General features: G+C 64.6%; 24 protein-coding genes. 11 read left to right on the forward strand and 13 right to left on the reverse strand.

The window, feature by feature from the left end; genetic code table 11:
• The 3 genes from ACYQ0L_RS00005 to ACYQ0L_RS00015 form a co-directional block, all read right to left on the reverse strand.
• Positions 1 to 265 (reverse strand): hypothetical protein (locus ACYQ0L_RS00005; protein ID WP_459786870.1); only part of this gene is annotated, 265 nt, incomplete at its 3' end.
• A gap of 108 nt (positions 266 to 373) precedes the next feature.
• Complete coding sequence (locus ACYQ0L_RS00010; RefSeq protein ID WP_459786871.1) at positions 374 to 1,192, reverse strand: Brp/Blh family beta-carotene 15,15'-dioxygenase; 819 nt, start codon at positions 1,190 to 1,192, stop codon at positions 374 to 376.
• Between the two features lie 8 nt (positions 1,193 to 1,200).
• A complete protein-coding gene (locus tag ACYQ0L_RS00015) occupies positions 1,201 to 2,067 on the reverse strand; it encodes a bacteriorhodopsin (RefSeq protein WP_459786872.1) in 867 nt (288 codons plus the stop codon).
• 140 nt (positions 2,068 to 2,207) lie between these two features.
• Here ACYQ0L_RS00015 and ACYQ0L_RS00020 point away from each other — a divergent pair, with 140 nt between their 5' ends.
• Together ACYQ0L_RS00020 and ACYQ0L_RS00025 are read left to right on the forward strand one after the other, a co-directional pair.
• Positions 2,208 to 3,503: a DUF2254 family protein gene (locus ACYQ0L_RS00020; RefSeq protein WP_459786873.1), complete on the forward strand. Its 1,296-nt coding sequence runs from the start codon at positions 2,208 to 2,210 to the stop codon at positions 3,501 to 3,503.
• Between the two features lie 72 nt (positions 3,504 to 3,575).
• The gene (locus ACYQ0L_RS00025) at positions 3,576 to 4,481 is read left to right on the forward strand and encodes an HpcH/HpaI aldolase/citrate lyase family protein (RefSeq protein WP_459786874.1); all 906 of its coding nucleotides are present in this window, start codon (positions 3,576 to 3,578) and stop codon (positions 4,479 to 4,481) included.
• 6 nt (positions 4,482 to 4,487) lie between these two features.
• Here the strand turns inward: ACYQ0L_RS00025 and ACYQ0L_RS00030 are convergent, their stop codons facing one another.
• Positions 4,488 to 5,285, reverse strand: a complete 798-nt coding sequence (locus ACYQ0L_RS00030; RefSeq protein ID WP_459786875.1) for an enoyl-CoA hydratase-related protein — start codon at positions 5,283 to 5,285, stop codon at positions 4,488 to 4,490.
• Positions 5,286 to 5,416: 131 nt separating this feature from the next.
• On the opposite strand from ACYQ0L_RS00030, the gene ACYQ0L_RS00035 reads away from it, so the two are divergent.
• Together ACYQ0L_RS00035 and trxB are read left to right on the forward strand one after the other, a co-directional pair.
• Positions 5,417 to 6,205, forward strand: coding sequence for a tyrosine-protein phosphatase (locus tag ACYQ0L_RS00035; RefSeq protein WP_459786876.1), 789 nt, complete (start codon positions 5,417 to 5,419; stop codon positions 6,203 to 6,205).
• Between the two features lie 62 nt (positions 6,206 to 6,267).
• Complete coding sequence (gene trxB, locus ACYQ0L_RS00040) at positions 6,268 to 7,251, forward strand: thioredoxin-disulfide reductase (RefSeq protein WP_459786877.1); 984 nt, start codon at positions 6,268 to 6,270, stop codon at positions 7,249 to 7,251.
• Positions 7,252 to 7,409: 158 nt separating this feature from the next.
• Here trxB and ACYQ0L_RS00045 read toward each other — a convergent pair whose 3' ends face one another.
• From ACYQ0L_RS00045 to ACYQ0L_RS00065, 5 genes are read right to left on the reverse strand one after another with little or no spacing between them, the layout of a single operon-like run.
• Positions 7,410 to 7,853 carry an MAPEG family protein gene (locus ACYQ0L_RS00045; protein WP_459786878.1) on the reverse strand — a complete coding sequence of 148 codons (444 nt, stop codon included), beginning with the start codon at positions 7,851 to 7,853 and terminating at the stop codon, positions 7,410 to 7,412.
• Positions 7,850 to 8,287 (reverse strand): MAPEG family protein, encoded by a 438-nt coding sequence (locus ACYQ0L_RS00050; protein ID WP_459786879.1) that lies wholly within the window; start codon positions 8,285 to 8,287, stop codon positions 7,850 to 7,852. The genes ACYQ0L_RS00045 and ACYQ0L_RS00050 overlap by 4 nt, the downstream gene beginning before the upstream one ends.
• Positions 8,288 to 8,337: 50 nt before the next feature.
• The gene (locus ACYQ0L_RS00055) at positions 8,338 to 9,000 is read right to left on the reverse strand and encodes a class I SAM-dependent methyltransferase (protein WP_459786880.1); all 663 of its coding nucleotides are present in this window, start codon (positions 8,998 to 9,000) and stop codon (positions 8,338 to 8,340) included.
• A complete protein-coding gene (locus ACYQ0L_RS00060) occupies positions 9,000 to 10,214 on the reverse strand; it encodes a BtaA family protein (RefSeq protein ID WP_459786881.1) in 1,215 nt (404 codons plus the stop codon). The genes ACYQ0L_RS00055 and ACYQ0L_RS00060 overlap by 1 nt, the downstream gene beginning before the upstream one ends.
• Positions 10,215 to 10,239: 25 nt before the next feature.
• Positions 10,240 to 11,205, reverse strand: a complete 966-nt coding sequence (locus ACYQ0L_RS00065) for a threonine ammonia-lyase (RefSeq protein ID WP_459786882.1) — start codon at positions 11,203 to 11,205, stop codon at positions 10,240 to 10,242.
• 267 nt (positions 11,206 to 11,472) lie between these two features.
• Here ACYQ0L_RS00065 and ACYQ0L_RS00070 point away from each other — a divergent pair, with 267 nt between their 5' ends.
• The 4 genes from ACYQ0L_RS00070 to ACYQ0L_RS00085 all read left to right on the forward strand — a co-directional run bounded on the left by ACYQ0L_RS00070 (position 11,473) and on the right by ACYQ0L_RS00085 (position 14,960).
• Positions 11,473 to 12,684 (forward strand): saccharopine dehydrogenase family protein, encoded by a 1,212-nt coding sequence (locus ACYQ0L_RS00070; protein ID WP_459786883.1) that lies wholly within the window; start codon positions 11,473 to 11,475, stop codon positions 12,682 to 12,684.
• A gap of 4 nt (positions 12,685 to 12,688) precedes the next feature.
• A complete protein-coding gene (locus tag ACYQ0L_RS00075) occupies positions 12,689 to 13,216 on the forward strand; it encodes an O-acetyl-ADP-ribose deacetylase (RefSeq protein ID WP_459786884.1) in 528 nt (175 codons plus the stop codon).
• Positions 13,213 to 13,560 (forward strand): DMT family protein, encoded by a 348-nt coding sequence (locus ACYQ0L_RS00080; RefSeq protein WP_459786885.1) that lies wholly within the window; start codon positions 13,213 to 13,215, stop codon positions 13,558 to 13,560. Before ACYQ0L_RS00075 ends, ACYQ0L_RS00080 begins: the two co-directional genes overlap by 4 nt.
• A 104-nt stretch (positions 13,561 to 13,664) precedes the next feature.
• On the forward strand, positions 13,665 to 14,960 hold the full coding sequence (locus tag ACYQ0L_RS00085) for a S41 family peptidase (protein WP_459786886.1): 1,296 nt from the start codon (positions 13,665 to 13,667) through the stop codon (positions 14,958 to 14,960).
• Between the two features lie 17 nt (positions 14,961 to 14,977).
• Here ACYQ0L_RS00085 and ACYQ0L_RS00090 read toward each other — a convergent pair whose 3' ends face one another.
• From ACYQ0L_RS00090 to ACYQ0L_RS00100, 3 genes are all read right to left on the reverse strand, one after another.
• Positions 14,978 to 15,472: a hypothetical protein gene (locus ACYQ0L_RS00090; protein ID WP_459786887.1), complete on the reverse strand. Its 495-nt coding sequence runs from the start codon at positions 15,470 to 15,472 to the stop codon at positions 14,978 to 14,980.
• 107 nt (positions 15,473 to 15,579) lie between these two features.
• Positions 15,580 to 16,776, reverse strand: a complete 1,197-nt coding sequence (locus ACYQ0L_RS00095) for a M48 family metallopeptidase (protein ID WP_459786888.1) — start codon at positions 16,774 to 16,776, stop codon at positions 15,580 to 15,582.
• Entirely contained in the window at positions 16,776 to 17,492 is a 717-nt protein-coding gene (locus tag ACYQ0L_RS00100; RefSeq protein ID WP_459786889.1) for a hypothetical protein, read from the reverse strand. Before ACYQ0L_RS00100 ends, ACYQ0L_RS00095 begins: the two co-directional genes overlap by 1 nt.
• A gap of 235 nt (positions 17,493 to 17,727) precedes the next feature.
• Here ACYQ0L_RS00100 and ACYQ0L_RS00105 point away from each other — a divergent pair, with 235 nt between their 5' ends.
• Together ACYQ0L_RS00105 and ACYQ0L_RS00110 are read left to right on the forward strand one after the other, a co-directional pair.
• Positions 17,728 to 18,900, forward strand: a complete 1,173-nt coding sequence (locus tag ACYQ0L_RS00105; protein ID WP_459786890.1) for a carboxynorspermidine decarboxylase — start codon at positions 17,728 to 17,730, stop codon at positions 18,898 to 18,900.
• A gap of 226 nt (positions 18,901 to 19,126) precedes the next feature.
• On the forward strand, positions 19,127 to 20,329 hold the full coding sequence (locus ACYQ0L_RS00110; RefSeq protein ID WP_459786891.1) for a type III PLP-dependent enzyme: 1,203 nt from the start codon (positions 19,127 to 19,129) through the stop codon (positions 20,327 to 20,329).
• Here the strand turns inward: ACYQ0L_RS00110 and ACYQ0L_RS00115 are convergent.
• Positions 20,316 to 21,086 carry a helix-turn-helix transcriptional regulator gene (locus ACYQ0L_RS00115; RefSeq protein WP_459786892.1) on the reverse strand — a complete coding sequence of 257 codons (771 nt, stop codon included), beginning with the start codon at positions 21,084 to 21,086 and terminating at the stop codon, positions 20,316 to 20,318. The two genes, ACYQ0L_RS00110 and ACYQ0L_RS00115, sit on opposite strands and share 14 nt — an antisense overlap.
• A gap of 73 nt (positions 21,087 to 21,159) precedes the next feature.
• Here ACYQ0L_RS00115 and ACYQ0L_RS00120 point away from each other — a divergent pair, with 73 nt between their 5' ends.
• A complete protein-coding gene (locus tag ACYQ0L_RS00120; protein WP_459786893.1) occupies positions 21,160 to 21,732 on the forward strand; it encodes a glutathione S-transferase family protein in 573 nt (190 codons plus the stop codon).
• Position 21,733 lies beyond the last annotated feature (1 nt).

Genomic DNA, 21,733 nt, shown 5'->3' on the forward strand with positions numbered 1-21,733 from the left:
AAGCATCCCGCGATGCCCCACCCGAGGGACGATCGCGCAGGAGATAGCGGTATACCCCGAGTGCGTTGATCAGCAGCAGGCAGATGTTCTGCCAGCCGATCCCGCTCGCATCCTCGCTCAGGAAGCCCCATGCGATCAGTGCGAACGAGGATGTGACGAACAGGACGAAGGCCCACCCTGTCGTTCGCCGCCCGAGATCGCTCGCAACAATCGCCGCTGCGATCACTGCTGCGATCGCTCCATACCATTCCAGCAGATCAAGCATGCGCGTCCCCTTTCAGTCGAGTGACATCAATGTCCTGATGCCGTGTCCCGGACCCGACCTCACAAATGTGGGTAAGGTCCGAAACAACCGGTGGGGTCCGGCGCTGCCTTATATCGCCGGATCGAGCCGTTCGCCGAGCATGTGCGGCGTGGCGAGGCCGAAGGCGAGGGCGCTCGCAAGGGAAAGCGGGACGAGATCCGAGTAAACGAACATCACGAGCACGCATGCGCCAAGCAGCGCGATGACACCGGTCGGTGCAACCGCGTGAAGGACCGCGCGGCGCCCATGATCCGCGATCTGCCGCAGCTGGATGGGCAGGGCATGCGCTGCGAAGAAGATCAGCGCGACTGCTAATGCCGGGGCAAGGAAGGCCGTTGCCAGGATCGCTGCGAGGGCGTGCGCGGCACCAGGGGCCCGTCTTGCCGAGGCCAGCAGTGCGCATCCGGTCCCGGCAATGCCGATTCCAGCCAGCACCAGCAGCACCTCAGCCGGAAAGCTTGCACCGGTGATCGCGGCGAAGACCCGCGCGGTCTCGTGTGGCTGGAACAGGACGCTGCCGCCTATCGCGAGGCCGGCGATCGCATAGCGCGACACGCGGTCGAACCCGCATTCGCTCGTCGCGAAATGCCACGCCGAGAGCAGGAGAAACATGCTGAGGCCGGCGAGCGGCGCGGCGAGATACAGGGCTGCTACACCGCCTGCGACGATCACGTAGGCGACGGCGCGCAGGGAGGTGAAGCGCCGGATAGTATCGGCGCTCTCGTCTCCCGCACCGTGGAACAGGCCCGCGGCGAACAGGACAACTGCCGCCGCCAGCGCCCATGGGCCACCTGCCAGCTGGGCGAGCAAAGCCAGAACGATTGCACCGCCCGTCAGAAGGGGGCCGATGGACGGCCCCCCTCCTTCAAGACGCGCGATTGCGTGCATGCGGCGCCTTAGTCTCCGCGCTTCGAGGCGATCTGGGCGCCCAGCGGGCTCGTCTCCAGCGCCTCGGCTGCGGGAACGTAGCCTTCCAGCGCGCTGCGCCGCAGGACATAGCGGCTCAGGATGATGCCGTAGATCAGCTTGGAACTGATGTCGGCGATCGAGAACAGCAGCTGGCGGGTGACCACGATTTCACCCGTGAAACCCAGCTGCGGCAGAGCGTAGGCGATCGGGTATATTCCCCAGGTCGCGAGGAAGTACCACCAGATGTTCTTGGGCCATTCCTTCAGCTCGGGCGGGCTCGTTGCGATGCCCTGACCGATCACGCCGCGCACCTCGATGATGAGCCACACGAAGAAGACCGTGGAGATGACGCCCCAGATGTTGAGGCGCATGAAATCGCCGGTTTCGCCGAACTGGCCGTAGAGGCCCGTCCAGATCATCAGCAGCGCAGGGACGATCATGCGAATGACACGCCGATGCAGCTCGGGCCGCGCAAGCCCGAAGGCGATTGCAAGCTGGGTCAGCAGGATGGGGACTGTGATCGTCCAGTTGCCGTACCGGAATGCGTTGGTGAAAGTCGAATTGTCGGCGAGCGGATGATAGACGCCGCCAACCAGATCGTAGCTCTGTTCCCAGATCATGAACTCGCGCAGCAGGCTGAGTCCCGCAGAAGCCATGACGACCGCAGAAAGGATCGGAACGATCCGGTAGCGCGGAGCGAGTTGCCAGGCCATTGCGAGGAAAAACAGAATGAACGCGAAATGCGCGCCGTAGCTGACCATGAGGATTAGCGAACCGGCGGTATACTGGTCGACGCTGAGCGCGACGAGGTTTTCGATGCTGCCAAGGTGGCTAGCGACTTCGGGTGTGATCATGATTCAAACCTTAAAGAGGATGACGATCACGAACCTCGCGCCTTCCATACAAGAAGCCCCGAGCACGAAGTACGCTGCAACCAAAGTGCCGATGCGGGGTTGGGTTCCTGAAACATTACATGGACTTTGGGGCAGTGTGCATGCGCGTGAGACAACCGGCGACCGGGCTGATTGGCTGGGTTACCCATCGACTGGTCGCCAATTACTGGTTTCTCGCGCTGTGCGCGGTGGTCAGCGCGCCCGTCTTTTTCGGGCTTTGCCTTGCGCTGGACCGGCACGGGGCGGCCGACTGGCTGGTCGCGAACGGCCTTTCTCCCGTTGCCTCGGCCGACACGGCGAAAGAGGTGGCAAGTGTCGTCGCGGGGATCGATGCGGCCTTCATCACGCTGTATTTTTCGATCTCGCTGATTGTCCTGACCATCGCCGCGGGCAATCTGGGCGTCCGGTTGATCGACCGTTGGCTGGCCAAGCGACTGGTGCGCGTGTCGATTGGCGGACTGTCCTTCAGCTTGGTGTTCGCGGTGATCGCGCTCGCAGCCATCGATGCGGATGCGAGCCTTGAGCAGACGCCGCTGGTGACTTTGGCGGTAACCGTGCTGCTGTTCGGGGTGAATGTCGCCATGCTGGCGGTCGCCTTGCACGACCTCGGGCGGACGATGTTCGTCGACGAAGCGATCGACAGGCTGGCGAACGATGCGATCGCGGCTGCGCCGAAGATCGTGGCTGCAATGCCGTATGTCGGCCGGTGGGGGCAGACGATCGACGCTCCGCGCGATGGCTATGTTGAGGGCGTGGACCTTGAGTATCTCGCCCGAAAGTTGGCAGATCATCCGGGCAGGGTTCGCATCGCAGTCGCGCCGGGGCAGCACATTCTTCAGGGACAGCCGATCGCCTTGTTCGAACAGGCAGGCGTTTCGCCCAAGCTGGTCAAGCAGGCCCTGCCGATCGGGCCGTTCCGCAGCGATCGGCAGGGCGCGGTCTTCGGCATCAGGCTGCTGGTGGAGATTGCGGCCCGCGCGCTTTCGCCGGCGGTGAACGACTTCTACACCGCGCTCGCGGCGGCGGACGCGCTGAGCGAGGTCATCGTCCGGCATGCACGCAACTGGGTGGGCGACGGGAGCGTGGCAGCCTCGGCCGACCATCCGCGTTTCGAACTTTGCGGCCAGGATTTCGCCAGCCTGCTCGACGATCCGCTGAACGCTTTCCGGCAGGCAGCGGCGGACTACCCCGCGGTCTCGATCCGCATGATCGGCAATTATGCGCGGGTGATCGCGGTGCTCGAACGGGATAACGATGCGGCGGGGGCAGTTCGCTTCCTCGGCGAGAAGGCACGGGCCCTGCGCGATCATGCGGTGGACCGGGCGCAACTGGCACAGGACAAGGCCGACATCGCAGTAGCGTTCGACGCGCTGCGCTCCTCATCCGATGTGGCGTGACGTCCGGGCAGCGGTGAAGATGCGTGCGGTCGGCTCTGGCTCGCCCGCGAAGAGCGCGCTAGGTCGGTCACCATGAAGAGTTCGACCGACGCATCGCCTGCCACCGACATCCAGCCTTGGACGGCCCGCTCTCTGCTGTTCGTACCCGGAGACAGCCCCCGCAAACTGGAGAAGGCATTGGGGGGCGAAGCCGATCTGATCATCCTCGACCTCGAGGATTCGGTCGCCGAGAGCGCCAAGCCCGACGCACGGGCGCATGTCGCGGAGGCGCTGGGAAAAGGTGGCCGTGCCAAGCCGCTGTGGGTGCGCGTCAACCCGGTCGACACTCCGCACGCGCTGGGCGATCTGGTTGCAGTAGTGCCGCATCGGCCCGACGGGATCATGCTGCCCAAGGCAACACCCGACGAAGCGCGACTGCTCGGCCACTATCTCACCGCGCTCGAAGCGGCTGCAGGGATCGACGACGGCGCGATCCGGCTGATCGTCGTCGCCACTGAAACCGCATCTGCACTCTTCCGGCTTGGCGATTATGCGGGCGTGCCCCGGCTCGACGCGCTGACCTGGGGCGCGGAAGACCTTGCCGCAGCTTTCGGCGCGGCGGCCAATCGCGATGAGCAGGGCAATCTGCTGGAGCCTTTCGCTCTCGCGCGGACCCTGTGCCTGGCGGGGGCGAACGCCGCTGGCGTCGCTCCGGTCGAGACGGTCGATCCCAATTTCCGCGACGTCGAGCGCCTGGAGCGGACCGCGCGCGATGCCCGCAGGCTCGGGTTCCGCGGTATGATGGCCATCCACCCGGCGCAGATCGAGCCGATCAACCGTGCCTTCACCCCGTCCGAAGAAGAACTGGAACGCGCGCGTCGGATCGTCGCGCTGTTCGAGGAGAACCCTGCCGCTGGCGCGCTCCAACTCGACGGTGAAATGGTCGATATCCCACACCTGAAACAGGCACGTGGTCTGCTCGGTCTGGCAGAGAAGTAGGCGTTCCTACTTCCCCTTGAACTGCGCTTCACGCTTGCCGAGGAAGGCCGTCACGCCCTCGATGAAATCCTCGCTGTTGCCCGCAATCCGTTGCGCCTCGGCTTCGGCGTTCATCGCGTCGGACAGGCTCTGCGCCTGCGCATTGCGGACGAGGCGGCGTATCTGGCCCATCGCAACGGTCGGCCCGTTGGCGAGCTTGGTGGCCAGCGCCATCGCCTCGTGCATCACCGCGCCATCGTCGACGCAGCGGTTGACCATGCCCAGTTCGTAGGCGCGTTCCGCCGGGATGCGTTCCCCCAGCAACATCGCCTCCATTGCCGCGGGAATGCCCGCAGCCTTGGGGAGCACCCAGGTGGCGCCGCCATCGGGCACGAGGCCGATATTGACGAAGGCCTGCAGGAAGTAGGCCGACTTGCCCGCCACGATAAGATCGCCCGACAGAGCGAGCGTGCAGCCGATCCCTGCGGCTGCGCCATTGATCGCCGTCACCACAGGCACATCGAGTCCCGCCAGCGCCAGCATCAGCGGGTTGAAGCTGGTCTGCAGCGACCGGCGCGAGGCATCGCCCGGCTTCGAGCTACCTCCGCCAAGGCTGCGCCCGCTCAGGTCCGCGCCTGAGCTGAACCCGCGGCCTTCGCCGGTGATCAGCAGTGCGCGTGCGCCCATGCCGGGCAGGGCGTCAAACACGGCCATCATCTCGTCCACCATTTCGGCGCCCATCGCGTTCATCTTGTCCGGCCTGTTAAGCGTCAGTGTGACAATGTTGTCGGCCTGGTCGACGCGGATGGTCTGGTAATCTGCCATTGTGTGCTCCTCGATCCCGCTTGTTCTTTGCGCCACCGGTTCGGGCAAATGACAGGTTTTGGCAAGGGTTGCGCATTGCAATTCATCCTCACCGGTTGCGCGTACGGCCCCGCGCTGCCAATCCGATGGGTATGAGCAACAACGACGCACCGACCTTCATAGCCACCGAAGGAATCCACAATTTCCGCGACTACGGCGGCTATCCGACGCTCGGGGGAGGGCGCGTGCGTACCGGCCTGCTGTTCCGCTCTGGCCAGCATGTCGAGGCGAGTGAATCCGATCTGCGGACTTTCGCCGATCTCGGCATTCGTACGGTGATCGACCTGCGCGGCAATGGCGAGCGCGAGCGGCATCCCTGCCGCCGGCCCGACCTGTGGGATGGCGAGGTGGTTTTCTACGACGGAGAGACCAGCTCGCGCGCGCCGCACGAACCCGGCCAGCCGCAGGAACTCACCGCGGAGAGCGCGCATGACCGGATGCTGAAGGTCTATACCCGGATGCCAGAGAATGCCGCGATGCAGGTGATCTTCGGTCAGTACCTCCGCACACTGGCCGAGCGGGAGGGGGCGAGCCTGGTCCACTGCTTCGCAGGCAAGGATCGCACCGGCATCGCCGCTGTGCTGCTGCACCACATCCTGGGCGTGTCCCGGGCGGACATGCTGGAAGAATTCCTGCGTACTAACGACGCGCCGACCTACCACATCCTCGAACGACAATCGCTTCCCGGGATCGAGGAGCGCCTCGGCGGCCCGATCGTCCCGGCAGCCATCGCCGAGCTGATGCAGGTGCGCGAGGCGTATTTCGACCGCTTCTTCGCCATCGTGGACGAGCGCTGGGGATCGCTCGATGCGTTTCTCGGCGATGCGATTGGTGTGGATGACGGGTTGAGAGACAGCCTGCAGTCGCGCTTCGTGGCGTGACTCTGGGGGCTGCGATCCCCATACTTACAGCAAGATTTCAGACTGACAGGAGACGCGCGCACATGGCGACGCACCGCACAAAGATGCTCATCATCGGTTCCGGCCCCGCAGGCTACAGCGCGGCCATTTATGGCGCGCGCGCCATGCTGGAGCCGGTCATGGTCCAGGGCCTGCAACCGGGCGGCCAGTTGACCATCACCACCGATGTGGAGAACTACCCCGGCTTTGCGGATGTGATCCAGGGCCCGTGGCTGATGGAACAGATGCGCGCGCAAGCGGAGCACGTCGGCACGAAGATGCACTGGGACACGATCGTGGAGATCGACCTCAAGAATGGCTCCCCGTTCCGCGCGGTGGGCGACAGCGGCGACGAGTACATCGGCGATACCGTGGTGATCGCGACCGGCGCTTCGGCCAAGTGGCTCGGCGTGCCGGGCGAGCAGGAGCTTGGCGGCAAGGGCGTTAGCGCCTGCGCGACCTGCGACGGGTTCTTCTACCGCGGCAAGAAGGTCGCGGTGATCGGCGGCGGCAACACCGCGGTCGAGGAAGCGCTGTACCTCACCAACCATTCCGACGACGTGACGCTGATCCACCGGCGTGACGAGCTGCGCAGCGAGAAGATCCTGCAGGATCGCTTGTTCAACTCCGACAAGATCACGCCGATGTGGAACAAGACGGTCGAGCGGTTCGAGGCGGGCGAGAACGGAGCGCTGCACCACCTCGTCCTGAAGGACACGGTGACCGGCGAAGAGAGCACACTGGAAGTCGACGGCGCATTCGTCGCCATCGGCCATGCGCCCGCGACCGAGCTGTTCACCGGCCAGCTGCCGACCGACGATGGCGGCTACCTGATCGTCGAGCCGGGCACGCCCCGCACCGAGATTCCCGGCGTGTTCGCGTGCGGCGACGTGATGGACCACACCTATCGCCAGGCGGTAACCGCTGCTGGCACGGGCTGCATGGCCGCGCTCGATGCCGAGCGGTTCCTGTCAGGGCTCGAGATCGAGCTCGACGGCCATGTCGAGGAAGCCGAAGCGGCGGAGTAGGGCGGCTCTGCCCACCTGCCTTCTCCGCTCGTCCTGGGCTTGTCGAAGGACTGCATTCTCTTTCGCCCGGCTGAGCGATTGAAGGACGCCCTTTCGACTCGCTCAGGAGGAGCGGTCTGCTTGGTAACTCAAACGGAAGCCAGCAAACCTTAGCTGCCTTAGCCGCCGCCGCCAAAGACGGTCGCCGCGGCAAACCCGATCAGCGCGATCAGCACTACGCTCGACACCGCGAACAGCACGAAGCGCACCATCACCTTGTTCGCGGTGACCTGCACGATGGTGTGGATGATCCGAAGTCCGGTGTAGATCCACGCCAGCAGCGCCGGAATTCCGTCGCCCGCGCCGATGATCGCGAGCACGATGCCGACTGCGTAGAACACCGTGGGCTGTTCGTGCAGGTGGTTGTAGTTGTGCGCCTTCCACTGCACCTTTTCGGGCAGCACACGGTCGAGATCGAGGCCCGTCCCGCCCCGCAGGTTCTTCGTATCGATGTCCTTGCTCGCCTGCATCGCAGGGATGCGCGTGGCGTACATCCACGCCCAGACGATCATCGTCCAGATCATCAGCGCGACGAGAGGTTGCAGGATGTCCATGCCGATCATGAGGGGGCTCCCAGAGTTGCGATGAGCGCCATGACCGCGAGCGCGATCAGGGCGAGGGTCGAGGTGATGAAGAGCAGGAAACGGATCGCGACGATATTGACCGTTGCCTGCCAGACCGAATGAACGATCCGAAGCGCGACGTAGATCCAAGCAAGCAGGATCGCCAGCGGGCTGGGCGCGAGGATCGCGAGCGTTACGACGATGGCGTAGAACAGCGTGGGCTGTTCCATCAGGTGGGCGTAGTTATGCGCCTTCCATTGCACCTTGTCGGGGATCACGCCTTCTAGATCCCGCCCGCGACCGCCGCGCTTGGCATCTTGCAGGCCGGCGCCAGCCTTCTTCATGGCCGGAAGGCGAGTCAGTGCCATCCACAAAAGCATGATGAGCGACCATGCGACGAGCACGGCAGCCGGAGCGAGCATCTGAGCCTGCATTCAATCCCCCTGAATTGTCCAGCGGACGGTGACGGTGGCCAGGAGGCCTGTCAATCCGTCGATCCAGCTGCGCGGCAGAGCCGTTCGAGGCGATAATATCCGCCCATCCCGTCACGCCCCTGCCGGGTCCAGCCGGGCATTTGCGCAAGTGCTTCCGCGACATCGGGCAGATCGAGCCGGGGGGCGACATGGAACTGCTTCAGCCACCACTTGAGGATCCGCGCGCCAAGCGTGCCGCGCGCGCTGTAGCTGCCGAAATCGACCACATGCAGCGAACCACCCGGCGCCACCAGTGTGGCGGCGTGGCGCAGTGCGCGCTCCCAGTCGGGAATCATCGAGATCGAATAGGACAGGATCACCCGCTCGAACGTAGGGCGGCCCAGCATCGCGCGCGCATCGAACTGCCGCGCATCGGCGGGGGCAAGGATCGCGTTGGTGCCCAGCTTGGCGGCCGCGCTCTTGAGCATTTCCGCCGAGATATCGATCCCGAACAGCCGGGTGCCGGGATAGGCATGCTGCACCTTCGCAAGATTGCGACCCGTTCCGCAGGCGATTTCCAGCACGGCGTCGCCCGGCTGGCAATCGAGCCCCCGGATCAGCTCGTCGCGCCCGAACAGGTAATATTTGCGCGTGAAATCATAGATGTACTTCTGCCCGCGATAGATCGAATCCATCAGCGCGGCGTGATCGTGCTTGCCCCCCGCCTGTGCCATCAGGCGAGCTCGTACAGGTGCACGCCGCCGTAGATCGAGCTGCGGTCGCGCTCGGTCAGGTCCTTCGACAACTCGTCATGATAGGTCCACTGGTCGAGGATCTCGTTAGGTACGCGGCCGGGCAGCAGGCTCGGTTCGGCGGCGGTGCGGAACAGCACCCGTGCTCCCTCGCGCGCCGTCCGCGTGACCTCGCGCCACAGGTTGGTCAGCTGATGGTCGTCCATCCAGTCCTGCGCATCGAGGAAGACGTAGCGATCGAGGCTCCGCGCCGGCTGGGCGGAGAGGAATTCGGAAAGGTTGGCGCGCTGCACGCTCAGCTTGGCGACCCGTTCACGCAGGTCGGCGTAATTGTCGCGCTGGAGGTAGGGCGGCAGCGATGCGTTCTCGTCTTTCGAATAGCCGCGATTGAAGGCCTGCCACGCGAAGTAGTTGTCCTTCACGTCGAAATCGCAGGCCAGCTTCTCCAGCCGCTTGCGCAGCACTTCGGCCATCTTCTCGTCACCCGCCAGCGCGTCGTACTGCGCGGGCGGAATGCCGAGGCCGAAGAGCGATGCGGGCTGGTTGGTCACCCAGCGGACGAACTTCTTGTCGAATACCGGCGCCAGCTCGCTCTCGAAGATGGCACGCTGTTCCTCGACGGTCGGCGCTTCGAGCACCTTGCGCAGGTCCACGCCGTACAGCTTGGCGAACAGGTGGGCCATGCCGATGAAATTGCCCAGCAGGCCCTGCTTGTAGATCCCGCGTTGGAACTGGGTGATCCGGCGGCGTCCGCGAATGTCGCGGCCTTCCCAGTATTTGCGGCTTTCATCGTCCAGCAGCGGTGCGATCCGGTCCTCGTAGATCGACACGTTTTCCTTGTAATCGGAATGCGCGAAGAAGCGGCGGAAAAGGTCGTAGTTCGGCAGCGCGTTGATCGCCGCAATCTTCAGCCGGCCCAGCGCGATATGCGCGCGGTTGAGGTCGACCGCGGTGATCGCGGCGGGGTTTGCGGTGAGATAGCTCAGCGCGTTGCAGCTGCCGCTGGCGATGCACAGCACGCGGCTGTCCTCGTCGATCTGCAGCCCTTCCATGTCGACCACCGGGTCTTCCCAGATCTGCGCATAGACCAGTCCGCGAAACGCGGTGGCGAAGGCCTTGTCGAGCAGAGTGTCCTTCAGGCCCGTACTCTTGCGGACCACAGAACGGTCGATGATGTGGGTATCGCCTTGCGGCATGGGGGGTAGTCTCCGGTTGCGGTGTTCAGGCTGCGTCGGGCGCGATGGTCGCGGCATAGGCCGTGGGGTCCACATTGCGTCCGGTCAGCATGATGACGGTATCGGGTTTCAGCGCTAGCTTACCGGCAAGGGCTGCCGCAAGGGCCGCCGCGCCGCCGGGCTCGACCACGAGGCCGAGTTTCGCGAAGGCAAAGCGCTGGGCGGTGCGCACGTCATCGTCGGTAACGGTGACGCCGGGCTCGGCCCGGTCGCGCAGCACTTCGAGGTTGATCGGCTTGGTCGCCGTCGGCTGCAGTGCGTCGCAGATGGTCTCCGGCGCATCGGGTGCCGCCTGCACGATTTCTCCTTTGGCGATCGCCTGGCCGACCATATCCCAGCCAAAAGGCTCGACCGGCCCGATCCGGCTCTCCGGGCAGGAAAGCGCCAGCCCGGCTGTCAGCCCGCCGCCGCCACAGCAGGCGAGGATTAGAGGCGGCTGCTTGCCCAGCTGTCCGGTAAACTCGATCCCCGCACTGCCTTGTCCTTCGATCACCCAGGCATCGGCAAAGGCGTGAACCAGCACCGCACCGCGCTTGTCGATCTCGCGCGCCGCAACCTCGTCCCGGTCCTCGCCCCCCTCATCTTTTGGGGCGCGTTCGTATAGGACGATTTCCGCGCCGAGTGCTTTGGTGGCTTCAAGCTTCACTTTCGGCGCATTGCGCGGCATCACGATCGCGGCCTTGATGCCGAGCTTGCGCGCCGCCCATGCGACGCCCTGTGCGTGGTTGCCGCTCGACACCGCGACTACGCCGCGCGCGCGCTCCTCCTCGCTCAGGCTCGAAAGCCGCCACCAGCCGCCGCGAATTTTGAACGCGCCGATCGGTTGCAGGCTCTCCGCCTTCACCCAGCACTGGACACCGCCGATCTCGACCGGCAGCAGCGGGGTGGGCGGCAGTATCTGCGCAATGCTCTCGGCAGCGGCGATCACGCCTTCGCGGGTCGGCCGGCGCATTGCGTCCGCCTGTATCCCGCCCGTCACGACGCCACCTGCGCGCCATGCCTGACACACCTGACACAGTGTCCTGAAGAGGAAAAACCGGCTGGCCGAGGGCGAGGTGGGACAGGACAGGGGAGGGCGCGAACGTTCATTCGCCCCCGATAGTCCCCCCGCACCCGATTAGGAAAGTGCCGATTGGCGCTGCGCGTTTCTCGGATCGTTTGGAGCACCGCCTTCGTTTGGGTAAGGGCGCGCTCAAAGATTCGCATACGGAGAAAAAGCATGTCGAAGGTACTGGTGATCGGGGCAGGGGGCGTCAGCTCGGTCTGCGTCCACAAGATGGCGATGAACAAGGATATCTTCACCGACATCCATCTCGCCAGCCGCACCAAGAGCAAGTGCGACAGCATCGCCACCTCGGTGAAGGATCGCACGGGCGTGGAGATTTCGACCTACGAGATCGACGCGGAGGAAGTCCCCGCGATGGTCAACCTGATCAGGAAGATCGGGCCCAAACTGGTGGTGAACCTCGCGCTTCCCTACCAGGATCTGCCGATCATGGATGCGTGCCTCGAAGCGGGCGTGGATTACCTTGACACCGCGAACTACGAGCCCAAGGACGAGGCAAAGTTCGAATATCACTGGCAGTGGGCCTATCAGGACCGCTTCAAGGAAGCTGGCCTGACCGCGCTGCTCGGCTCGGGCTTCGATCCGGGCGTAACATCCGTGTTCACGATGTGGCTGAAGAAACACAAGCTCAAGACCATCCGCCAGCTCGACATTCTCGACTGCAATGGCGGCGATCACGGGCAGGCCTTCGCGACGAACTTCAACCCGGAAATCAACATCCGCGAAGTAACCGCGCCCGCGCGCCACTGGGAGAACGGCGAATTCGTCGAGACCCCGGCGATGGGCAAGAAGGTCGAGTTCGACTTCGAGGAAGTCGGCCAGAAGAACATGTACATGATGTATCACGAAGAGCTGGAAAGCCTGGCCAAGTTCGTGCCGGAGCTGGAGCGTGCGCGCTTCTGGATGACCTTCGGCGATGAATACATCAAGCACCTGACCGTACTGCAGAATGTCGGCATGACCCGGATCGATCCGGTCAAGTACCAGGGCCGCGACATCATCCCCCTGCAGTTCCTCGCCGCCGTGCTGCCCAAGCCGGAAACGCTGGGCGAAACGACCAAGGGCAAGACCAATATCGGCGTGATCGCGACCGGCGAAGCGCTCGACGGGTCGGGCGAGAAGACGTTCTACATCAACAATATCTGCAGCCACGAAGCCGCCTACGAAGAGACGGGTAACCAGGCCGTCAGCTACACCACCGGCGTGCCCGCGATGATCGGCAGCGCGATGATGGTGGAGGGCACCTGGGACGGCGACGGCGTGTTCAACATGGAGCAGTTCGACCCCGATCCCTTCATGGACATGCTGAACGAACATGGCCTGCCGTGGAACGTGAAGGAACTGGAGGGGCCGGTCGGCTTCTAGACCCTTGCAGCAAGGCTCCACCAAGATCGAGGCGGTTCAGGGCAACATCGTGACGATGGAGTTCGACGCCATCGTCAACGCTGCGAATTCCTCTCTGCTGGGCGGCGGCGGTGTCGATGGTGCCATACACCGTGCGGCGGGGCCGGATCTGGTGCGCGAATGCCGCCTGCTGGGCGGGTGCAAGACCGGGCAGGCGAAGGTCACCAAGGGCTATCGCCTGCCCGCCGACCACATCATCCACACGGTCGGCCCGGTCTGGCGCGGCGGCGATAATGGCGAGCCGGAGCAGTTGGCGTGCTGTTATCGGGAATCGCTCACCCGCGCGGTCGAACTCGGCGCGCGCTCTGTTGGTATTCCGGCGATCTCGACCGGGATCTACGGCTATCCGCTGGATCGCGCAGCGCAGGTTGCGGCGCAAACGGTTGCAGATGTGGTGGCGGAGAATCCCGACGCGTTCGACCGCATCGCACTGGTCTGTTTCGACGACGAGGCGCTGGCTGCCTTCGGGGATGCCCTGGAGAGTGTCCGATGAGCTCTAAACTTGCGCTGCTGGCACCCATCGGCCTGCTGGCGCTGTCGAATATCGTCATGAACGTCGCGTGGTACGCCAACCTCAAGGCGCCGGAGAAGACACTGGTATGGGCGATCGGCGTGTCCTGGCTAATCGCGCTGGGCGAATACGTGTTTGCCGTTCCCGCCAACCGGATCGGCATTGCCGCCTATTCTCTGGCCGAGCTCAAGACGATCACCACTATCTTCTCGCTGGTCGGCTTCGTCATCGTCGCCTTTTTCATGTTCGGCGAGAAGCCCGGTCTCAACCAGCTGATCGGGTTTGCGCTGATCGGTGCGGGGTCGTTCTTCATCTTCAAGACCTGATGGCGCAATCGGTGGGCGGGGCGATTCGGGCCGGTTGACACACCCTTGATCGGCTGCGTTTGGCTGACTGCCGAACGAACGAAACAGCCGGAGACTTTCAGACCATGCGCAAGATTGCCCTCGGATGTCTGCTCCTCGCCTCGCTTGGGGCGTCCGTGAGCGTCGCCGCGCAGGACGTTGCGGCCGAGACTGACCAAGGTCGAGCGACTTTCGACGCTGGCGCCGCGTGGGACGAGTTCGAGCAGGTGCTGCGGCGCGGCTATGCCTATATCGAGCGCGACGATATCGACGTCGAAGCGCAGTTGGACCGCTCCCGCGCGCTGGCAGCGAAGGCGCCCGACAAGGCGGCGCTGCGCCGGATCATGCACCGCACCGCGCTCACGTTCATGGACCCTCATCTGATCGTCGGGCCGTTCGATGACGACGATTACGCGATCGTCATGACGGCCGCCGATCTCGATGCCCGGTTCGAGGATGGCAAGGCGCTGATCGTCGATGTCCGGCGCGGTTCGCCTGCCTTCGATGCCGGGCTGCGGCCGGGCGACGAGGTGCTGTCCATCGACGGCAAACCGGCGCGCGCTGCGGCGCAGGCGCCTTTCGGCGAGGTTCTGCCCGATCCCACCGCCGACCAGCTCGATTACGGGCTGACACTGGCAGCAAACGGGCGGCGCAAGGGCGACCGATCGCTCAAGCTGCGCAAGGCGAACGGCCAGGTCCGCACCTTCGAGCTGGCATCGACGCGCGACTGGGCGAATTCCCTGCGTGACCGAGAGCCGGTGGACCTCTCCTTCGCCGGTCCGCGCGGTGATGTCGCGGTGCTCGCGCCGCTCAATTCGCTCGGTAATAACGACACGATCACCGCATTCGACGCAGCCATGAAAAAGGCCATAGGGGCGGGTGCGCGGGCGATCATCCTCGATATGCGCGAAACGCCAAGCGGGGGGAATACCGAGGTCGGCCGCTCGATCATCGGGCACTTCACCGATCAGGTCCGGCCCTACCAGATGCACCGCATCCCCGCGCTCGAACGCGAGTTCACCGTGCCGCGCCAGTTCGTCGAATACGTCTTCCCGCGCGAGCCCTACTTCGGCGGGCCCGTTATCGTGCTCCACGGCCGGTGGACCGGCAGCATGGGCGAAGGCATCGTCATCGGCATGGATGCGGCAACCGGCGCGACCACGATCGGTTCGAACATGGGCGACCTGTTGGGCGGGCTGTGGAACGAACAGCTCGAGCTGAGCGGCGCGCGTCTCGACTTCGGCGGCGAGTCGCTGTTCCATGTCGACGGGACGCCGCGCGAAGATTACGTCGCAAGCGTGCCGGTCGAGCCTGCCAGTACGGCGGCGGATGGAAGCGATCCCGCGATTGCCGAAGCGCTGCGATTGTTGGAAAAGCGCTGAGCGCGGTCGGTGACCAGCTAGCTGGAGAGCGAAGCGCTCTCCAGCAGAGTCATGAAATCGGGCAGGTTGCGCTCGTAATAGTGCAGGCGCGGCGCTTCGTAGAGGATCATGAACAGTTCGCCCTGCACGATGGCGGCCCGTGCGAGCCCCAGCCGGGTCAGGTTGTCGGCATCGACGTAGCGATAGGTGAACTCGACGCCGTCCTGCGCCAGGAAGGACGCGGGCGTCACCGATAGCACGCTGAAGGTGCCGATCCCGCGATCGGCGCGGTAGGTGCGTTCGAGAAGTTCGGGAATTTCCGGCAGCAGCGTCTGGCGGGTGAAATCGGGGAGCGGATTGTGCTTGCGATCCCGCTCCTTGATTAGCGGCTTGCCGGGGGCCATGCCGCCGAAGAACGTGACGTTGTTCAGCTGCTCCCCGTCGAGCGTCCAGGTTTCGGTTTTCTTGCCGATCCGGCCGTTGAGCCTGTTCCAGTCGAGGGCGGGCGTCACGGTCATCTCGCTCTGGGCCACGTCGACCCTCGTTCCTGCCTCGCGGAGTTTGTGTGCCAGGCCCGGTTGCGGCGACGCCAAGAGGGCGATCGACAGGCAAAAGGCCACGAAAATACGCGAAAACAACGTCATTGTGCGCGCTCCTTGGGAAGCATGAGACGGATCAGGGCGGCATCGTGCGCCTGAGGTTCCAGATCGAGATAGGTGGCGATGGCCGCATGCCCTTCGGTTGTTTTGCCGAGCTTCAGCAGCGAGAGGCCGAGGCCGCGATGGGCGCCGGGATGATCGGCTTGCAGCGCAATCGCCTCGCGGTAGAAATCGGCGGCATTGGCAAGGTCGCGCGGTGCGCCGCGCGCTCGGAAAAGCTCGCCGCGGGCGAACCAGAGGTCCGCCGTCCAGCCAGCCTGCGCGAGGCTTTCGATAATATACTCGCTGCCCCCGAAATCGTTGAGCTTGATCTGGTCTTCGAGGAAGACCGGCATCCACTGCGCCATGGCGTCGCGATAGGGTTCGGCGCCATCGTCGCGCAATGCGCCTTCGGGGTTGGCCAGGTCTGCAAGGTAGCCGGCCCGCTCGGCGTGCGGCGGATGCGATGCGGTGAAGGCGATCGCGTCGAATTTCGGTTTCCGGAGGCCCCGGGCCACGCTCGATGCCTCGATTTCGCCCATCAGGCTCTCCCACACCTGCGATGCGGCCTGGGGGCGAAATTCGCTTTCGTTCAGGTAGCTGAGGCCCAGCAGGTCCGCTTCGCGTTCCTGGTCGCGGTTGTAACGGAAGAGGTTGCCGTAAATCTGGTATGTCACGCTGTTGCTGGCGGTGTAGGCGGGGCCCGTCGCGAAGGTCGATGCGAGCAGCGATGCCCACGCGAGCACATCCCCGGACGAGCGGCGCCGCTTGAAAGCATCGAGGCCGTGGCGCTGCTCGAAATGGCCGAATTCGTGGCCCAGTACCGAAGCAAGCTCGGCCTCGCTGCGCATCCGCAGCAGCAGCCCGCTATAGACACGCATCGTGCCATTGGGTGACATCGTCGCGTTGAATGCGGGTTCACGGATCACATAGATCCGCGTCGCGCCGCAACGATCGGTCCCGACCGCCCGACACAGCACGTCGTGCAGATAGGCGACGAGCTTTTCATCGCGGATGATCTGCGGCGATGCCGCCAGCTTGCGCTCGCTCTCGTCGTCCTCGCCCCACAGGCCGATCTCGTCGACCCCTTGCGGCTGGTACACGCCCGCCCATGGCGGCGGCGGCGGTGCAGGCTCGGCGAATGCCGGGGAGGTGATGGCCAGCGCTAAGATCGCAGCAAGGCGCGATGGCGCCCGCATCACTCGGCCTCGATGCTGCTGCCCGGAAAATCCTCAAGCAGTTGGCGCATGCGCTTTTCGGACCCTTCGGGGTCGCGGACATCGCCTCCCATCTGCCCATCGGCGTTGAGCCACAAAAGGTCGCCCGTCCGCAGGTCGACGAGACCGGCATAGCCGATATGCTCGCCCGACTTGACCCCGATGCCCGGGCCGACCGCCGCGAGCACCTGCAAGATCTTGCGCCCGGTCGATCCATACGCATCCTTGGTTAGGATGAAGAGCGCATAGTCGGCGTCCGCAGCTCCAGGGATTGAGGCCACGCCGGGCCCCATCGACCACTCGAACACGTTCCCGCGATTGTCCTGCTTTTTCGTGGGCAGCCGATTGCCGACGAAGAACTGGTACTCGATCACCGAGGACGCGATGGCCCTGAACAGCGCCATATATTCCTCGACGAGGATCGCGTCTTCACCATAGGCCTCGGGTGCGGGCACGACTTCGTTGCCCAGCTGCGTCTGCCAATTGGTCAGCGAGGTCGCGAGATTGGCGCGCGCCTGCTCGGTCCAGTCGGCATTGGGTTCGAAGATGCCGCCCGTGGACTGTGCACCGGCCAGCACCGAAGGACGAAGCACCAGAATCTTCTGCCCGCTGCTGGCGCCCAGTTCGAAGTCTTCCTTCACTGCCGAACGTTCCTGCGCGTGCAGGGCAACCGGCGCTGCAAAAAGTGCGGCGCTCACGGCCAAGCCGATCCATTTCATCTGTACGTAACTCCCCCCCGGCCCTCGTGAAATAAGGGCCGCCCGAAGAAACTACTGCGAAAATTATTTTGTCTTGGCAAGCCTCTTGTTGCGGGGAAGTAATCCTTTCACCGAAGAGCCCTGACGGGCAGTAGTGGCGAAGCAGTTGCGCTTGGCAGCTTGCGGGGCAGGCAGGCGCTTTGCCAGGGCCGTTGAAGACGCTAGAGGCGTCGCCATGGAAACCAAAGCTGGCGACCCGGGCGCCTTCGCCCACTTCGATCTATCCCGCGTCGATACGCCTGCCTTCGTCGTGGACGCGGCGAAGCTGCGCGAGAATTGCCGCATCCTCGCGGAAATTCGCGACGAGGCCGACATCAAGATGCTGTCTGCGCTCAAGGCCTTCAGCATGTGGAGCACCGCGCCGATCATCGGCGAATATCTCGATGGCGTGTGCACCTCCGGCCTGTGGGAAGCGCGCCTAGCGTCGGAGTTCTACGATGGCGAGATCAGTACCTATTGCGCCGCCTACAAGCCCGACGAGCTGGAGGAGGTCGCGCGCCTTTCCGACCATGTGATCTTCAACTCGCCCGGCCAGATGCAGCGCGCCGCGCTGATCCTGGAGCAGGCGAGGGCGAGCGGCGGCGCGTTCGACGTCGGCTTGCGGATTAACCCGCAGGTGCCGACCGGCGAAGTGCCGCGCTACGACCCGTCCAGCCCCGGCAGCCGCCTCGGCTTCCCACTCAGCCAGTTGACCGAGGAGCATATGGAGGGCGTCGAGGGCATCCACTTCCACAACCTGTGCGAACAGGGCTTCGAGCCGCTCCACCGGACGTGGGACCGCGTGTTCGACGCGATCGAGCCGTGGTTCGGCCAGCTCAAGTGGATCAACATGGGCGGCGGGCACCACATCACGCGCGCGGATTACGAGCGCGAGGAACTGATCGAGTTTTTGCGCGATGCGAAGGCAGATACGGGCGCGGAAATCTACCTCGAACCGGGCGAGGCAGTGGCGCTGGATGCGGGTATCCTGGTGGGCACGATCCTCGACACTGGCGAGAATGACGGCCCGATCGCGATCACCGATATTTCCGCCACCTGTCACATGCCCGATGTGATCGAAGCGCCATACCGGCCCGCCATGCTGCATGAAAAAGCGGGCGAACCGCCGGTGCGGCTGGGCGGCCCGTCGTGCCTCGCCGGAGACGTGATCGGCCAATATTCGCTGCCCGTGCCCAACGAGCCGGGCCAGCGGATCGCCTTCCTCGACCAAGCACATTATTCGATGGTGAAGACCAACACCTTCAACGGCGTGCCGCTGCCCTCGATCTGGCTGTGGGACAGCGAGTCCGACGCGCTCGATTGCGTCAAACGATTCGGATACGAGGAGTTCCGCAACCGGCTTTCATAGCCTGCGGAATAACGCCTGCTCGCGCCGGAGAACCGGTTCGGCAGGCGCTTTGGCGCCGTTTAGGAACTCATCGGCCAGACAGCGTTGATTCGTTGAATGCTGCACGTAACGATTTCCCTTGCATCGCCGCGCGAAACGCCTATTTGCGCGCCTCCGCTGCCCCAAGGGGACTCGAACCGCAAGGCAGCCCTTGTCTGAAACCTAACCGTTTTGGGGGTCCCTTGAATTGGCCACTTATCCTGACGCTCGATCCGTAGTCGCCGCTCTCGCGCCCGACGAACCGGTCATTCTCAACCGTCCGCACGCAGCGGCGCGCGCCGCGCGTTTCTTCGTGGACGGCTTTCGCGGCCGCCCGCTCTATGCGGTCAAGGCGAACCCGTCGCCCGATCTGATCCGCATTTTGTGGGATAGCGGGATCACGCATTACGACGTTGCCTCGATCGCCGAGGTCCGGCTGGTGCGTTCGATCCTGCCGGAAGCCGAGCTGTGCTTCATGCACCCCGTGAAGGCGAAGAGCGCGATTGCCGAAGCCTACCACCAGCACGGGTGCCGTACCTTCAGCCTCGACAGCGAGGAAGAGCTGGCAAAGATCGTCGAGGCATGCCGCGCACCCGACGGGAAGCCCGCCAAGGACCTGAAGCTACTGGTGCGCCTGCGCGTCTCCTCCGAATTTTCCGAGCTGTCGCTTGCCAGCAAGTTCGGTGCCGACCTCATCGACGCGCCCGTGCTGCTGCAGCAGACCCGCCAGCATTGCGACTGGCTGGGCGTATGCTTCCATGTCGGCAGCCAGGCGATGACGCCGTTCGCCTATGTGCAGGCGATCGAGCGTGCGCGTGCAGCCATCGTGTCCTCCAGCGTGGTCATCGACATCATCGATGTCGGCGGGGGCTTCCCCAGCATCTATCCGGGGATGGAGCCGCCGCCGCTCGAAGACTATTTCGACGTCATCTTCCGCGCGTCCGAAACGCTGCCGATTTCGTACTCGTCGGAACTGTGGTGCGAGCCGGGTCGCGCGCTGTGCGCGGAATATTCCTCGCTCCTCGCGCGGGTCGAGAAGCGCCGCGGGAACGAGCTGTTCATCAATGATGGCGCTTATGGCGCGCTCTACGATGCGGCGCATCTCGGCTGGAAATTCCCGGTCCGGGCACTCGATCACGACGAGGCCGCACCGGGCGAGGATTTCTCGCTCTACGGCCCGACCTGCGACGATGCGGACTACATGGAAGGCCCCTTCGCGCTGCCCGCCGATATCGCGGCTGGCGACTACATCGAAGTCGGCATGCTGGGTGCCTATGGCGCGGCGATGAAGACCGATTTCAACGGCTTCGGCGTAACGCAGGCCGTGGTGGTCGACGATGATCCGATGCTGAGCCTTTACGACGGTCGCCGCGTGCGCCCCGAGACCGACAACGTGGTCAACCTGCGCTAGGATTCGGTGGCGGCGGGTCGGTGACGGCCTGCCGCTCCGCCTCGCATTTCTCCGCCGCCTTCTGCGCCTCCCACTCTGCCATGCGCATCGCCTGATAGCGACGCAGCAGTTCGACGCGGCGCGGGCGGAAGCTTGTGCTGCCCGGCTCTAGCCGTTCCATCCGGGCAACCTCGAAGGTGCGATAATCCTGGCGCAGCAAGCACCAGCCGACCAGCATCAGCGTGGTCGGGCTGTATGACAGGCCCAGCGGCAGGATCTCGCGGGTCGACTGCCGCTCCCGCTTGTCGCGATAGGCGATGACGATGCTCGTCTCTTCCCAGCACGCCTGCCTCAGCCTATCGACATCGACCGCAATCGCCGGGCGCTCTGCGGGCATGCGCCACGATCGCATGATCGCGTGCATCGACTGGCGCGATTGTCGGTCGGGCAGGGTGGCGATGATCCGCGCCATCGCGTCGCGCCCGGCGTTCGCGAGCCGATCGTCGCCCAGTTCGTCCAGACTGCCGACCGCGAGCATCAGTGCCTCGGTCTCGAGCCGGGAGAAGCTTTGCGGGGGCAGCGCGGGGTCTTCTGTCAACGTGTAGCCGTAGCCGGTCGCGCCATCGATCAGCACGCCGCCCGCGCGCAGCGTGGCGATATCGCGATAGAGCTGGCGCCGCGAAATCTCGGTTTCTTCCGCCAGTCGCTGCGCCGTGACGGGCGAGGGAAGCCGCCGGAGCGCGGCCATCAACCGCATGAGCCTGTCTTGCCGTGCCATGTTTCGCTGCTGCCTCTTTCTGTCAGCAGGGCGGGCATATTCCCGCGGCACCGCAAACGGAAAGGAAAATCGCATGCCGACGCTCTATCACTCTCCCCAGACCCGTTCCGACACGGTCGTCGATCTCGTCCGCATGCTGGGTGCGGACGTGGACATCCACGAGGTCACGATCCGCCGTCAGGATGGTTCTGGCGCGCAGGACCCGGCCAATCCCCATCCCGAAAAGAAGGTGCCCTATCTCGTCGATGGCGAGGATCATGTGCGCGAGCGCGGGGCGATCATGCTCTACCTCACGGACATGCACCCGCAGGCGAAGCTGGGGCCGCTGGCAGGCGAGGCAGGCCGCGGGGCCTATCTTTCGTGGCTAGCCTATTACCAGGGCGTGATGGAGCCGCTGCTGATCCTGCAATGGGCGGGCGTCTCGCATCCGGTGGTGACCGACGGGCTGGGCGACATGGAGCGGATGCTCGAAACGCTCGCCACCCCCTTGCGTGATGGCCCCTGGCTGCTGGGCGAGCGGTTCAGCGCGGCCGACATGCTGCTGAGCTCCCCCTTCCAGTGGTTCGGCGATGCGCTGCCCGCCGGGCCGGAAGTGCGCGACTGGGTGGATCGGTGCGCAGCAAAGGTGGCCGAGCCAACGGCTTAGG

This window comes from Alteriqipengyuania triglochinis (genome assembly GCF_054655655.1).

Coding starts and splice junctions, on each gene's coding strand:
- ACYQ0L_RS00055 (WP_459786880.1), bottom strand. CDS start 9,000: ATGGCACAGGCGGGGGGCAAGCACGATCACGCCGCGCTGATGGATTCG.
- ACYQ0L_RS00035 (WP_459786876.1), top strand. CDS start 5,417: ATGAGCAACAACGACGCACCGACCTTCATAGCCACCGAAGGAATCCAC.
- ACYQ0L_RS00010 (WP_459786871.1), bottom strand. CDS start 1,192: ATGCACGCAATCGCGCGTCTTGAAGGAGGGGGGCCGTCCATCGGCCCC.
- ACYQ0L_RS00060 (WP_459786881.1), bottom strand. CDS start 10,214: ATGCCGCAAGGCGATACCCACATCATCGACCGTTCTGTGGTCCGCAAG.
- ACYQ0L_RS00120 (WP_459786893.1), top strand. CDS start 21,160: ATGCCGACGCTCTATCACTCTCCCCAGACCCGTTCCGACACGGTCGTC.
- ACYQ0L_RS00080 (WP_459786885.1), top strand. CDS start 13,213: ATGAGCTCTAAACTTGCGCTGCTGGCACCCATCGGCCTGCTGGCGCTG.
- ACYQ0L_RS00115 (WP_459786892.1), bottom strand. CDS start 21,086: ATGGCACGGCAAGACAGGCTCATGCGGTTGATGGCCGCGCTCCGGCGG.
- ACYQ0L_RS00030 (WP_459786875.1), bottom strand. CDS start 5,285: ATGGCAGATTACCAGACCATCCGCGTCGACCAGGCCGACAACATTGTC.
- ACYQ0L_RS00045 (WP_459786878.1), bottom strand. CDS start 7,853: ATGATCGGCATGGACATCCTGCAACCTCTCGTCGCGCTGATGATCTGG.
- ACYQ0L_RS00050 (WP_459786879.1), bottom strand. CDS start 8,287: ATGCAGGCTCAGATGCTCGCTCCGGCTGCCGTGCTCGTCGCATGGTCG.
- ACYQ0L_RS00105 (WP_459786890.1), top strand. CDS start 17,728: ATGGAAACCAAAGCTGGCGACCCGGGCGCCTTCGCCCACTTCGATCTA.
- ACYQ0L_RS00025 (WP_459786874.1), top strand. CDS start 3,576: ATGAAGAGTTCGACCGACGCATCGCCTGCCACCGACATCCAGCCTTGG.
- ACYQ0L_RS00065 (WP_459786882.1), bottom strand. CDS start 11,205: ATGCGCCGGCCGACCCGCGAAGGCGTGATCGCCGCTGCCGAGAGCATT.
- ACYQ0L_RS00085 (WP_459786886.1), top strand. CDS start 13,665: ATGCGCAAGATTGCCCTCGGATGTCTGCTCCTCGCCTCGCTTGGGGCG.
- ACYQ0L_RS00020 (WP_459786873.1), top strand. CDS start 2,208: ATGCGCGTGAGACAACCGGCGACCGGGCTGATTGGCTGGGTTACCCAT.
- ACYQ0L_RS00015 (WP_459786872.1), bottom strand. CDS start 2,067: ATGATCACACCCGAAGTCGCTAGCCACCTTGGCAGCATCGAAAACCTC.
- ACYQ0L_RS00095 (WP_459786888.1), bottom strand. CDS start 16,776: ATGCGGGCGCCATCGCGCCTTGCTGCGATCTTAGCGCTGGCCATCACC.
- ACYQ0L_RS00070 (WP_459786883.1), top strand. CDS start 11,473: ATGTCGAAGGTACTGGTGATCGGGGCAGGGGGCGTCAGCTCGGTCTGC.
- trxB (WP_459786877.1), top strand. CDS start 6,268: ATGGCGACGCACCGCACAAAGATGCTCATCATCGGTTCCGGCCCCGCA.